The organism is Kaistella sp., from assembly GCF_041824135.1.
Classification (GTDB): domain Bacteria; phylum Bacteroidota; class Bacteroidia; order Flavobacteriales; family Weeksellaceae; genus Kaistella.
Genome location: NZ_JBGZYM010000053.1, coordinates 1 through 12,982 on the forward strand (window position 1 = coordinate 1; position 12,982 = coordinate 12,982).

Below are 12,982 nucleotides of genomic sequence, written 5' to 3' on the forward strand. Positions count from 1 at the left end.
ATTCAAAGATTTTTATATATCTTTAATTAAACGACGAGAAACAACAATATGGATAGTCAATTTTCAAATGGTTTGGACCAAGTTTTCAAACACAGTAAGAACGAAGCAAGACGCTTGCACAGTGAGTTTCTAAATACAGAACATTTCCTGTTGGGAATGATTAAAACAGATAACTCTGCCAAGGAGATCATGCATAATTTGGGAGCCGATTTAACCCAAATCAAAAGAAAAATCGAAACAATGTCCGTAGCCAGTCTAAATCCATTTTCTGTAGAAAGTGAAAAAATATCTTTTACCAAAATGGCTGATCAGGCCATTAAAAGATCAGAATTAGAATGCAGACAATATCAAAGTTCAGAGGTCAACACCGTACATCTATTGCTCGGTATTCTTTATAAATCAGAAGATCCTACGACGAGTATCCTTAGTTCGTACGAAATCGACTATGAAAGAGTGACCAAGGAATATCAAACGATGCTTAAAAATTCGGGGCAAGATCCGAAAATGAGTGCGTACGACGATGATGAAGAACGTGAAGAATTCGGTCAGATGAGAAAGCCAACTGGAAATATCGGGACTGGAAAAAGTAAAACTCCGACCTTAGATAATTTCGGACGTGATCTTACGACGCTTGCTCGCGAAGGGAAACTCGATCCAGTGATTGGTCGTGAAAAAGAAATCGAACGCGTTTCGCAAATTTTATCGAGAAGAAAGAAAAATAATCCACTTTTAATTGGGGAGCCAGGTGTTGGTAAATCAGCGATTGCGGAAGGTTTGGCTTTAAGAATTCAACAGAAAAAAGTATCGCGCGTTCTTTACGGAAAGCGAGTGATTACTTTAGATCTGGCGAGTTTGGTGGCCGGAACCAAATACCGTGGTCAGTTTGAAGAGCGAATGAAAGCCATCATGACTGAACTGGAGAAAAACCGAGATGTCATTTTATTCATCGATGAATTACATACGATTGTAGGCGCGGGAAGTTCAACTGGAAGTTTAGATGCTTCCAATATGTTCAAACCAGCATTAGCGAGAGGTGAAATTCAATGTATTGGTGCCACAACTCTTGATGAATACAGACAGTATATCGAAAAAGATGGAGCGCTAGAAAGACGGTTTCAAAAGGTAATGGTTGAACCAACTACCGTGGAAGAAACCGTACAAATTCTAAATCAGATTAAAGACAAATACGAAGATCACCATAATGTAACTTACACCGACGAAGCCATTTTAGCTTGTGTTAATTTAACTGCAAGATATATTACCGATCGTTTCTTACCAGATAAAGCAATCGATGCAATGGATGAAGCTGGATCAAGAGTATACATTAAAAACATGAAAGTTCCGACAGAGATCATTGAGCATGAAAAAAGCATCGAAGAAATTAAGGAATTGAAACAGGCCGCTGTTAAAAAGCAGGATTATCTGGAAGCCCGTAAATTGAAAGATGAAGAAGAGCGCTTGCAAATGGAATTAAATGTAGCGCAAACGGAATGGGATAAGGAAGTTAAAGAGAAAAAAGAAATCGTTTCTGAAGAAAGCGTTGCCGAAGTAGTTTCCATGATGAGTGGAATTCCGGTTACCAAAGTAGGTAAAAATGAGCTGGACAAATTAGCTCTAATGGACGAAATGCTGAACGGAAAAGTTGTTGGTCAAAAAGAGGCTGTGAAAAAAGTGGTGAAAGCCATCCAAAGAAATAGAGCAGGATTGAAAGATCCAAACCGACCAATCGGTACTTTTATTTTCTTAGGAACAACTGGTGTTGGTAAAACAGAGCTTGCGAAAGTAATGGCTCGTGAACTTTTTGATTCTGATGAAGCCTTGATTAGAATTGACATGAGTGAATACATGGAGAAATTTGCAGTTTCCCGATTAGTCGGCGCGCCTCCAGGATATGTTGGTTATGAAGAAGGTGGTCAGTTAACCGAAGCAGTGCGAAGAAAACCTTATGCAGTAGTTCTTTTAGATGAAATCGAAAAAGCGCATCCGGATGTTTTCAATATCTTACTGCAAATTTTAGATGAAGGTTTTGTAACCGATTCTTTAGGTAGAAAAATTGATTTTAGAAATACGATCATCATTTTAACCTCGAATATCGGAACGCGTGATTTAAAAGATTTCGGTGACGGTGTTGGATTTGGCACTACTGCCAAAAAAACCAATACGGATGCAAGAGCGCGAAGCACGATTGAAAATGCCTTGAAGAAAGCCTTTGCACCAGAATTTTTAAATAGAATTGATGACATCGTGATCTTTAATAATTTAGAAAAAGAAGATATTGCGAAAATCATCGATCTTGAATTGGCTAAATTATACAGCAGACTTGAAAAGTTAAACTACAAAGTGGAGCTTACCGATGAAGCCAAAGAATTTATTGCTGAGAAAGGTTGGGATAAAGATTTTGGAGCGAGACCTCTGAAACGCGCGATTCAAAAATACATTGAAGATTTACTGGCAGAAATGTTAGTGAACAAAATTTTAACCGAAGGCGGCACCGTAGTTTTAAAACTCAACGAAGCCAAGGACGGTCTGGAAGGCGAACCCGTTAAAGCGAAAGCGAAAGCGAAATAATCTTTCAACACAATTTATAACAAAACCGTCCCGTCAAATATTGACGGGACGGTTTTTATTTTTAGTAAAAGAATAGTAAGCTTATTTGATCTCAATACATCCAACTCTACCTCCAGCATTTCCGGTTGGTTGCGTCTTGAAATCATCTGCATCAGCATGAATGATAATCGATTTTCCCATAATATTTTTGGTAGCATCATTTCCGCCCATTTTCCAGTTATCGGTTTTGAAAACCAGTCTAGCTGTTCCGTCTTTGTCTGCTACTAAATTACCGATATCTCCCATATGAAACTCACCATGTTCCCATTTTCCGTGTTTTTCTGCGGTAGGATTCCAGTGTCCACCAGCTGAACTTCCGTCGGCTGCGGAGCAATCTCCTTTTTCATGTATATGAACAGCGTGAATTCCTGGAGTTAGTTTGTAAACATTTAAATCCATCGAAACTGTTTTGCCACTTTGCGTAAACTGAGCAGTTCCTTGAGTGTTGGTTCCACTTTTAGCGTTAACGACGTATGACTTTGTTGTGGTACATGATACAGCAAAAAGAGCGCTGCATACCAACATAGAAAGGGTTGCGATTTTCATAATAATTTTATTTTAATTAATGTAATTGTAAAGTTAAGAAAATTTCACTTTCTGCATTTTAACAGTTCAGTCGTGAATTTTTACCGTTCAGGTAATTTAAATTTCAGCAAATCTCATTCCGTAATACATTTGTGGTGTAAAAATTATCACCATGCAAACTTTCATTATTTCTAAAGTACTTCTTCTGGTATTGTTTCTGATCGGTATTTTTTCTAATGCTCAGATCACTATTTCTGGTAAAGTTAACTTTAAAAATAAAGGAACTAAAGATATTTCAGTCACTTTAAAAGATTCCTATGACGGCGCCACAACTGATGAGAATGGAAATTATTCCTTTAAAACCTCTGAGAAAAACACACAGATCTTGGTTTTTTCAAATCCAAAGTTTGTGGAAATTGAGAAATCAATAATTATTGGAAACGAAAATCTCACGGTCAATTCAACTTTGAAAGAACAGATCTCAGAAATTGATGCCGTTGTTATTTCTGCAGGTTCTATTGAAGCCAGTGATAGAAAAAGAGCAACAACACTTTTAACTCCTATTGATATTTACACGACTGCGGGCGCGAACGGACAAGTTTCCGCCGCTTTAGAAACGCTACCCGGAGTTCAGAAAATCGGCGAGACCGAAGGTTTATTTGTTCGTGGCGGAACTGGCGATGAAACGAAATTTTTCATGGATGGAAATCTGGTCAACAATTTTTTCGGAAATTCTATTCCTGGAATTAAATCGATGGATCGGTTGAATACCTCTTTATTTAAAGGGAATGTATTTTCAAGTGGTGGATATTCTGCAGTTTACGGGCAGGCTTTGTCCTCGGTTTTGGTTTTAGAAAGCATCGACTTTCCCGAGAGAAATTCAATTGATATCGGAATTTCACCCTTGTTTTTAACCGCTGGATTTCAAAATGTAAATGAGGAGAAATCAAAGTCTTTCGGAATTTTTGGATCTTATTCAAATCTGGGGTGGATGACGAAATTAATAAAGTTTAATAATGATTTTACCAAAGCTCCCGAAAGTTTCGGCACTAACTTTAACTTTAGAATTAAAAATAAAAAGGGTGGAATTCTTAAATATTATGGAAGTTTCGACACCAACAAAATCGGTTTGCAATCAGAAAGTTTAGAACCCAATATCGATTTTGACAATACTTCTTTAAAGGGAAAAAACACTTTTCACAACTTATCTTTCAGACAGAAGTTTGGAGAATATCTTTTAAATATTGGAAGTTCTTACACTTTTAATTCAAATTTTATCGATCTCAGTGATACTTTTCAAGATGTAGAAATTAATCCTAATTCAATCAACATTAAGGGAAATTACTTTAATGCAAAAGGAATTCTGGAAAGAAAAATCAATCGGATTTCCGCAGTTAGAGCCGGAATTGAATTTAACCAGGCAACTGAAAAAACAGATCTTGCATTTTCCACTAATCCTTATGAATCCAAAGATAAAGTTACGTCGGTCTTTGGTGAAACCGATCTAGGATTTAGCAATCATCTCTCTGCTAAAATTGGTTTACGATCAGAATATTCCTCTGAAATCAATCGGTGGAACTTTGCGCCAAGATTTGCCATGGCTTATCGAATCTCAAAAAGCTGGACCAGTTCCATGGCGTACGGAACTTTTTACCAAAATCCAGAACAGAAATATTTCGGTACCAATCCTTTAAATTATCAAAAAGCCGAACAATATATCCTGCAAGTTCAAAAATCCGAGGAAGGAAGAAGTTTTCGACTCGAAGCATTTTACAAAAACTACAGTGATTTAATTAAAACCAAAGTTTTAGATTATCGTCCAGTTGCGATTAATAATAATGGCGATGGTTATGCAAAAGGTATCGAGGTGTTTTGGCGAGATAAAAAATCAATTAAAGATATCGACTACTGGATTTCTTATTCCTACTTAGATTCAAAAAGGAATTTTCAAAACTATGATCAGAGCTTATTTCCCAATTTTGCTGCTAAACATACGCTTTCTGTCGTTGCTAAAAAATTCGTAACCGATTGGAAAACAGGCTTTAATCTTTCTTACACTTATGCTTCTGGAAGGCCGTATTATAATTTCATGACCAATAGCAACGGAGATTATTACTTAAACAATCAAGGAAAACTGAAAGATTATAATGCCTTAAATTTTAGTTTAAATTACCTTCCACACCTGGGTAAGAAAGATGCAAAGGCATTTACGATTCTCGTCTTATCAGTTAACAATATATTAGGACAAAAGAATATTTACGGTTATCAATTTTCAAATGATGGCTTAAGAAGTCAGCCGATTTTGCCGTCTGCCAGTACTTTTGTCTTCATCGGCTGCTTCATCAATTTCGGGATCGACAGAACGCAGGATGCAATTAATAGTAATCTTTAAGACGGTTCAGAAAACAGAACTGACCTTTCAGTCAGAAAAAATTTCATTCCCTTTTTTTCCGAATTATCTTTGAATCATCAAATTAGAAAACCAACTCATACAATTTAAAATCATGAAAAAATTATTTTTAACAATGCTCTTACTAGCAACCGTTAGCATCTTCGCTCAAACCACTTTTGATAAAGTAATGACTGAAAAGATTACGCAAATCGATCAATTGAAAACGCCAGAAGACTTCACTGCTTTGTCCAATGATTTCACCAGAATTGGTGACAAGGAAAAAACACAATGGCTTCCTTATTATTACGCTGCGCATACTTCGATAGAGAAAGGCAGAAACTTAATGCGTACCGGAAAACTTGATCAACTTGATGCGATTGCCATGGAGGCGCAGACTTCTTTAGACAAAGCTTCTGAGCTCAGTAAAGACAATGCTGAAATACTGATTTTACAAAAAATGATTCATGGTTTAAAAATGATGGTCGATCCACAAGCCAGATTTATGAGCGAAGGAATGTTGGGTGCAGATGCCCTGTCAAAAGCTGCTAAATTAGATCCTAAAAACCCAAGAATTACTTTATTGCAGGCCGAAGACGCTTACTACACGCCAGAGCAATTTGGTGGCAGTAAAACAAGAGGTCTCGAGTTGTTTCTAAAAGCAAAAGATCAGTTCGCAGCGTACCAACCGAAAACCACTTTAGATCCAAATTGGGGAAGAGGCGAGGTTGATTATTTCCTGACCAATAAACCATAATTTAACGATTTAACTAAAATAACCTCCGGAATTTCTAGAGGTTATTTTCATTTGAGGCAAAGAATAATTTCACTAATTTTACAGCATGAAAAAAGACGAGATTGCTGACTTTTACGATGAATTTTCGACGAAACAAGTTAAAACCGGCGCCAATGAACGTTTGATTTCTTTATATAAAAGACTTAGTAAATTAGGCTTACAATCAAATTCAAAAATCTTGGAATTAGGTTGTGGGGTAGGCATCTTCACAAAGCTACTGTCAAAACAAGTTTCCATTGGATTAATTGAAGCCGTAGATTTAAGTGAAAAAAGTATCGCAATTGCTCAAAATGAATTGAAATCGAAAGAAAACATTCAGTTTCAAGTAGCAGACGTCGTATCATACCAACCCAGAAATTCAGATTTTGATTTTATCATTTTAATGGATGTTATTGAACATATTCCGTTAGACCAACACGATGTATTATTTGAAAATCTGGCGCAAATTTGTACAGACAAAACGGTGATTGCTATTAATATTCCTAATCCTCAATATATTGGTTACGCGAGAATGAATCATCCCGAAAGTTTGCAGGTCATCGATCAGGAAGTCCATTTGTTTCCTTTGTTACAGCATTTTGAGAAGCATCATTTGGAATTGGTCTTTTTTGAAAAGTATGGTATTTGGGAAGTAGAAGATTATCACTTTATGGTGGTACGTAAAAAAAGAGAATTTAAACTCAGCCATCTTTCTGATCAGCGAAATCTTTCAGAAAAAGTCTTGAAAAAAGTAACCTCTAAAATCGATGCAATTAAATATCAATAATTGCTAAACAACCCTTTATTTGACTATATTATTAAAATGTCAGACATTATAAAACTTTTGCCAGATCATGTTGCCAACCAAATCGCCGCCGGTGAAGTGGTGCAGCGGCCTGCCTCTATTGTTAAAGAATTGGTAGAAAACTCCATCGATGCTGGTGCTACAAAAATTGAGTTAATTATTCGGGATGCTGGACGAAACTTAATTCAGGTGGTTGACAATGGCAGCGGCATGAGTGACACCGACGCCAGATTCGCTTTCGAACGCCATGCCACTTCAAAGATCAGTACAACCGAAGATATTTTTAGAATTTCTACCAAAGGATTTCGTGGTGAGGCTTTGGCTTCCATCGCGGCCGTGGCAGAAGTAGAATTGAAAACCAAAACGCATGATGCCAAAATTGGAACTAATATCTACATTGAAGGTGGTGGATTTCAATTTCAGGAGCCGATTCAAACGGCAGAGGGTTCTAACTTTTCGGTGAAGAATTTATTCTATAATGTTCCTGCCAGAAGAAAATTTTTAAAAAATAACAATATAGAATTTCGTCATATTATTGATGAATTTCAGCGAATTGCCTTAGCTCATGAAAATGTAGATTTCGAACTTTTCCACAATGATGATATTATCTTTAGATTGAGAAAAGCCAGTATCTTACAAAGAATTGTAGATGTTTTCGGACGAAAATTACAACCACTTTTAATTCCAATTAAAGAAGATTTAGGTTGGATTCAACTGAACGGATTTGTCGCAAAACCAGAAGGCGCAAAAAAAACCAGAGGCGAACAATTTTTCTTTGTGAATGGAAGATTTTTTAGAAGTCCTTATTTCAATAAAGCCGTTCAGGAAGCGTTCGAAGGATTGCTTTTACCAGGATATATTCCGACGTTCTTTCTCTTTTTAGAATTAGATGCAGAAAAAATCGATGTCAATATTCACCCGCAAAAAACGGAAGTTAAATTTGAAGATGAAAACTTAATTTTTGCTTTGGTTCGGTCCACGATTAAAAGGTCTTTAGGAATTTACAATGTTTCCCCGAGTTTAGATTTCGATCGCGATTCTGGAATGGACGCTTTTTTAAATCAGAAAAGCACAAGTGGCAGTTTTAAAGTACCAGAGATTGTAGTCGATCGCGATTATAATCCTTTCCGGGAAGAAACGGTTTCCGCTGGCGAAAAGGTGGCGATGACCGAAATGTATCAGCAAAATATTCAAGCTGAACCTTCTAAAATAAACCTTTTTGAAGAGGAAGATTTTGATGAAGATTTAATGCGTTTGCCAAATGGATATTGGCTCTTCAATAAAAACGGAAAAACGCTGATGCTCGACTTAGGCAGGATGCATCGCTTGATTGTTAGTGAAAGAAACGGTAAGAAAAAACGAACCAATGAAAAGCATACGCTTCTTTTTTCATTAGAATATCACATGAATGAGATTGAGAAAAATAAATTTCGGTCCATCAAAAAATACTTGCCCGAACTCGGTTTTGAAATGGTGATCGCCAATGATAATGTTTTGAGAATTGATGCTGTACCTCAAGGGTTGAAAGAAACGCAAGTGATCAAATTCCTTGAAAATCTTTTTGAAATATTAGAATATCGAACCGAAGATGAATTCCTCGGTTTTTATAATAATCAATGGAGTAAAATTCAAAGCAAATCGCGTTTTGATTTCCTCTATAAAATGGATGCTGAGTTGGTGATCAAAGATTTCACCGGGTTGGGTTTTCCAGAATTCTTACCATCAGGGAAAAGATGCTTCATCGAAATTCCCTTAGACGACTTAAAAAATAAATTTTAAAATATGTTTCAAAATATAACACCGATCACCAGAAATATTATCATCATTAATGTGGTAGTCTTTGGTATCATGCTTCTGCTGAACAACGACGCAATTTTTATGAAATTTGCTGCCTTTTATCCTTTTTCACCCTATTTTAAGTCTTGGCAAATTGTTACCCACATGTTTATGCACGGTGGTTACATGCATATCTTGTTCAACATGTTTACGCTTTATAGTTTCGGGCCGGTCCTGGAAAGAACATTAGGAGACAAGAAATATATCATTCTGTATTTCGTCAGCGGTCTCGGTGCTTTCTTTCTCTATAATCTCTGGAATTTTGTTGAAGTTCAGCAGATTCAGTCCGCATTGGAAGGTTTCGGATTTAATACTAATGCCTATTTATCGGGAGCCAGTGCATCTTTTAAAGGAAGTGCCTCGGCAATTGTTGCTCAACAAGGACTTTTACAAGAATTTCAATCCATACTCACCACGCCAATGGTCGGAGCATCTGGAGCAATATTTGGCGTTATTGCTGCCTTTGCGACTTTATACCCGAATGCTGAAATTGGCATTATGTTTATCCCAATTCCCGTAAAAGTAAAGTATGTTTTGCCCGTCATTGTCATTGGATCTATAGTTCTTGGTGTTACCGGTAAAGTAGGAGGTGGCGGTATCGCACATCTTGCTCACGTTGGTGGAGCGTTGATTGGTTTTCTACTTGCGAAATATTGGAAAAAAGATCAGTATCGAATTAATTAAAATATCCTTTTTGTGAAACTTTTCAGATTTGCTTTAGTCCTAATTCATTTATGCATCATTGTTTTACTTAGCGCGACTTTGTTAAATGATTATGTATCGCCGAGCGTTTTTCCGTATTTAAATTTACTGTCTTTAGCCTTTCCGGTATTGATGATTTTGAATTTTATGCTGTGTCTTTTGTGGGTGATAGCGTGGAAAAAGAGAGCGGTGTTGTTCATCGTGATGACTTTAATGATGTTCACACCGATCAAAAGATGGATTAATTATAATGCTAAAGTTGCTGAGAAACCCAATCTAAAAATTGTTGCCATGAATATGCATTTTGGCAGTTATGGAAAACAAAAAGTGATTGATTATTTACAAAAGACGGACGCCGATATTATTCTTGGACAAGAGGCAATCAGGAATTTAGATATTGAGGGATATCCGCATAAAATTGATGAATTTGCGATCCTGACTCTTAATTCAAAAACGGAAATCGTTAAGAAAGAAAAATTAGCGACCTTCAGTAACGGCAATGCTTTCTATGCTGATATTAAATTTAATGGACAAATAATTCGGGTGGTCAATATTTATCTCAATCCTTTTTCCTTCGATAAACAGGAGGTCAAACCAGTAGAGGATTTTCAAGAGAATAAAGCTAAAGTGAAGGATGTGCTTCGTAAGCTGGTGCCTACTTTTAAAATACATCAGAAGGAAATTGTCGATATTCGAAAAGCCATCGATGATTCACCCTATCCTGTGATTCTTGCGGGAGATTTCAATTCTGTTCCTAATTCTTATGAATATTATGAACTGAGAAGAGGTTTAATTGATCCCTTTTTAGAAGTCGGTCGTGGAAGTTCAACCAGTTTTCATGATTATAAATTTCCGATCAGGATTGATTATATCTTTACTTCAAAGGAAATAAAACCCATCAGTTATCGGGTGGATCGCTCTGTAAAACTATCTGATCACTTTCCGGTAGTCGCTGAATTTAAAATTGATTAAAATGAGAACAACTTCTTTCTTATTGATTCTTTTGCTCGTTATTTCCTGTGGCAAGAAAATACCCAAACAAAGTTTTGCTGCAGAAGAAAGTAATATTGGCACTCCATACGATACGACCGCCATTGATTCCTTTTCTCAAGGCGCAACATCTGTTGACATTGCCAGAAAAATTAAAATGTCTTCCCTAAGATATCAGGATTCTTTAAATAAGATTAAATTAAAAACGGAGGAAGAGAATTTGCTTAATAAAGCTAAAACAGAAAAGCTGACTGAGGAAAATAAAGCAGCGGAAAAAGCCAAAGCAGCATTAGATAAAGCGAAGGAAAAATCGGTTAGTCCTAAAACAGAACCTACCGTAAATCCTTAATTTTATTCTAAATTTGAGATATCTTTAAATACAAAATTATGAAACAATATTTTTTAGGAGCAGCAGTGATCTCTTTAGGATTGATGAGCTGTACGAAATCAGAAGTGAACGTACAAAAGGTTGAAAATCCCGATGGAACAGTAACTACCACAACGACGGAAAAAGAACGCACGACCACTTTGGATTCGGTGAGAATTAATGCGACGGTGGATGATGCGAAAGAAAAACTGGATGCCGCCGCGAAAGATGCGGGTCAAACTTTTAAGCAGGCAGGCGAAGACGTAAAAGATGCTGCCGCCAAAGGAGCGGACAAAGTAGAGAAAGGCGCGGAGAAATTAAAAGAAGATCTAGAGAAAAAGTAAATAAGAATCTGCTGACATTCAGCAGATTTTTTTAGGCATTCATTTGTAGTAAAGGCTCAATGTATTCGCGATCGTTGCTCAATCTTGGGACCTTATTCTGACCACCAAGCTTGCCTCTTTCCGACATCCATTGATAAAAAAGCTGAGGTTTCGCAACGTGAATAATTGGTTTTTTCAACGTCATATTATTATATCTTTTTGCCTCATAATCTGAGTTCACAGATTTCAAATGGTTATCAAAAACTTCGGCAAATCTTTCTAAGTCTGTTGGCTCTTCGGTAAATTCGATGATCCATTCATGGGCGCCACTTTGTCCCTGCTGCATAAAAACAGGTGCGCCGGTAAAATCCAGAATAGAGCAATCGGTTGCTTCACAAGCTTTTGAAAGCGCAGTTTCTACATTGTCAATCATCAATTCTTCGCCAAATGCATTGATGTAATGTTTCGTGCGTCCAGAAACTTTAATCCGGAACGGTTGCAATGACGTGAATCGAACCGTATCACCAATTAGATATCGCCAAAGCCCGCTGTTTGTGGTAATCACCATCGCGTAGTTTTTACCGATCTCTACTTCTTCCAAAGAAATTGCCTCCAGGTTATCTGGGTCAAATTTATCCATCGGAATAAATTCATAGAAAATTCCATAATCCAACATTAAAAGCATTTCTTCACTTCGATGTTGGTCCTGAATTGCAAAGAAACCTTCGGAAGCGTTATAGATTTCGTAGTAATTAATATCTTTTCCGATGATTTTTTTATACTGTTCGCGATAAGGTTTAAAACTGATTCCGCCATGGAAGAACACTTCCAAATTAGGCCATAATTCAGATATACTATCATGTCCCTTTTCGGTTAAAACTCTTTGTAAAAGAACCATCATCCAACTTGGGACTCCAGTTAAACTGCCTACTTCTTCATTGGTAACTTCGGAAATTATCGCATTAAGTTTGGTTTCCCATTCTGACATGAGCGAAACTTTTTTACTTGGCGTCGTTGTAATTTCTACCCAAAACGGAAGATTATCAATTAAGATCGCAGATAAGTCTCCAAACTTTGTATTAAAATTTTCATAGAAATCAGCGCTTCCACCCAATCGTAAATTTTTATTAATAAAGAGTTGATTGTCAGGATGATTATTGGCGTAAATAGAGATGAGGTCTTTACCCGCTTTCATGTGGCATAACTCCAAACTTTCATCAGTTATAGGAATGAATTTACTTTTTGCGTTGGTAGTTCCAGAAGACTTTGCAAAATTCTTAACCAAACCCGGCCACGAAACGTCACGTTGTCCCTGTCTTGCTTTTTCAATATAAGGTTCGAAATCTTCGTAAGTAACGATGGGAACGTTTTTGGTAAAATCTTCATAACTTGAGATAGAACTGAAACCGTGGATCTTACCGTAATCTGTATTCTCCGCGTAGTAGAGTTGAGAAAAGAGCACCCCGTTTTGGGTTTCAATCGGATGGTCCATAAAATTCTGAATCTGATCAATCCTTTGTTTGATAAACCAATTGACTACCGTATTGAAAAGTGCTTTCGTTGCCATAGACACAAATATAATATTTTTCTACTGAAAGGTATTATGCTATGGATCACAAAAAAATTCCGCCTTCTGAAAAGCGGAATTTCTATTTTTACTAAA

General features: G+C 36.7%; 11 protein-coding genes. 9 read left to right on the forward strand and 2 right to left on the reverse strand.

Annotated elements, in window-relative coordinates; all coding sequences use genetic code 11:
- Window positions 1–48: 48 nt before the first annotated feature.
- Entirely contained in the window at window positions 49–2,568 is a 2,520-nt protein-coding gene (locus ACEYOS_RS06000) for an ATP-dependent Clp protease ATP-binding subunit (protein WP_373707314.1), read from the forward strand.
- 81 nt (window positions 2,569–2,649) lie between these two features.
- On the opposite strand, the gene ACEYOS_RS06005 is transcribed toward ACEYOS_RS06000, so the two are convergent.
- Window positions 2,650–3,153 (reverse strand): superoxide dismutase family protein, encoded by a 504-nt coding sequence (locus ACEYOS_RS06005; RefSeq protein ID WP_373707315.1) that lies wholly within the window; start codon window positions 3,151–3,153, stop codon window positions 2,650–2,652.
- A gap of 151 nt (window positions 3,154–3,304) precedes the next feature.
- Between ACEYOS_RS06005 and ACEYOS_RS06010 the strand changes: the two genes are divergently transcribed.
- From ACEYOS_RS06010 to ACEYOS_RS06045, 8 genes are all read left to right on the forward strand, one after another.
- On the forward strand, window positions 3,305–5,524 hold the full coding sequence (locus ACEYOS_RS06010; RefSeq protein ID WP_373707316.1) for a carboxypeptidase-like regulatory domain-containing protein: 2,220 nt from the start codon (window positions 3,305–3,307) through the stop codon (window positions 5,522–5,524).
- 112 nt (window positions 5,525–5,636) lie between these two features.
- On the forward strand, window positions 5,637–6,278 hold the full coding sequence (locus ACEYOS_RS06015) for a hypothetical protein (protein WP_373707317.1): 642 nt from the start codon (window positions 5,637–5,639) through the stop codon (window positions 6,276–6,278).
- A gap of 85 nt (window positions 6,279–6,363) precedes the next feature.
- On the forward strand, window positions 6,364–7,083 hold the full coding sequence (locus tag ACEYOS_RS06020; protein ID WP_373707318.1) for a class I SAM-dependent methyltransferase: 720 nt from the start codon (window positions 6,364–6,366) through the stop codon (window positions 7,081–7,083).
- Between the two features lie 36 nt (window positions 7,084–7,119).
- Entirely contained in the window at window positions 7,120–8,880 is a 1,761-nt protein-coding gene (gene mutL / locus ACEYOS_RS06025; RefSeq protein ID WP_373707319.1) for a DNA mismatch repair endonuclease MutL, read from the forward strand.
- A 3-nt stretch (window positions 8,881–8,883) separates the two neighbouring features.
- The gene (locus tag ACEYOS_RS06030) at window positions 8,884–9,621 is read left to right on the forward strand and encodes a rhomboid family intramembrane serine protease (RefSeq protein ID WP_373707320.1); all 738 of its coding nucleotides are present in this window, start codon (window positions 8,884–8,886) and stop codon (window positions 9,619–9,621) included.
- Window positions 9,622–9,633: 12 nt separating this feature from the next.
- Window positions 9,634–10,611: an endonuclease/exonuclease/phosphatase family protein gene (locus tag ACEYOS_RS06035; RefSeq protein ID WP_373707321.1), complete on the forward strand. Its 978-nt coding sequence runs from the start codon at window positions 9,634–9,636 to the stop codon at window positions 10,609–10,611.
- Window position 10,612: 1 nt separating this feature from the next.
- Window positions 10,613–10,978, forward strand: coding sequence for a hypothetical protein (locus tag ACEYOS_RS06040; RefSeq protein WP_373707322.1), 366 nt, complete (start codon window positions 10,613–10,615; stop codon window positions 10,976–10,978).
- A gap of 38 nt (window positions 10,979–11,016) precedes the next feature.
- A complete protein-coding gene (locus ACEYOS_RS06045; protein WP_373707323.1) occupies window positions 11,017–11,340 on the forward strand; it encodes a hypothetical protein in 324 nt (107 codons plus the stop codon).
- Between the two features lie 31 nt (window positions 11,341–11,371).
- Here ACEYOS_RS06045 and ACEYOS_RS06050 read toward each other — a convergent pair whose 3' ends face one another.
- Window positions 11,372–12,886, reverse strand: a complete 1,515-nt coding sequence (locus ACEYOS_RS06050) for a GH3 auxin-responsive promoter family protein (protein WP_373707324.1) — start codon at window positions 12,884–12,886, stop codon at window positions 11,372–11,374.
- Window positions 12,887–12,982: the final 96 nt, after the last annotated feature.

Coding starts and splice junctions, on each gene's coding strand:
- ACEYOS_RS06000 (WP_373707314.1), top strand. CDS start 49: ATGGATAGTCAATTTTCAAATGGTTTGGACCAAGTTTTCAAACACAGT.
- ACEYOS_RS06005 (WP_373707315.1), bottom strand. CDS start 3,153: ATGAAAATCGCAACCCTTTCTATGTTGGTATGCAGCGCTCTTTTTGCT.
- ACEYOS_RS06010 (WP_373707316.1), top strand. CDS start 3,305: ATGCAAACTTTCATTATTTCTAAAGTACTTCTTCTGGTATTGTTTCTG.
- ACEYOS_RS06015 (WP_373707317.1), top strand. CDS start 5,637: ATGAAAAAATTATTTTTAACAATGCTCTTACTAGCAACCGTTAGCATC.
- ACEYOS_RS06020 (WP_373707318.1), top strand. CDS start 6,364: ATGAAAAAAGACGAGATTGCTGACTTTTACGATGAATTTTCGACGAAA.
- mutL (WP_373707319.1), top strand. CDS start 7,120: ATGTCAGACATTATAAAACTTTTGCCAGATCATGTTGCCAACCAAATC.
- ACEYOS_RS06030 (WP_373707320.1), top strand. CDS start 8,884: ATGTTTCAAAATATAACACCGATCACCAGAAATATTATCATCATTAAT.
- ACEYOS_RS06040 (WP_373707322.1), top strand. CDS start 10,613: ATGAGAACAACTTCTTTCTTATTGATTCTTTTGCTCGTTATTTCCTGT.
- ACEYOS_RS06045 (WP_373707323.1), top strand. CDS start 11,017: ATGAAACAATATTTTTTAGGAGCAGCAGTGATCTCTTTAGGATTGATG.
- ACEYOS_RS06050 (WP_373707324.1), bottom strand. CDS start 12,886: ATGGCAACGAAAGCACTTTTCAATACGGTAGTCAATTGGTTTATCAAA.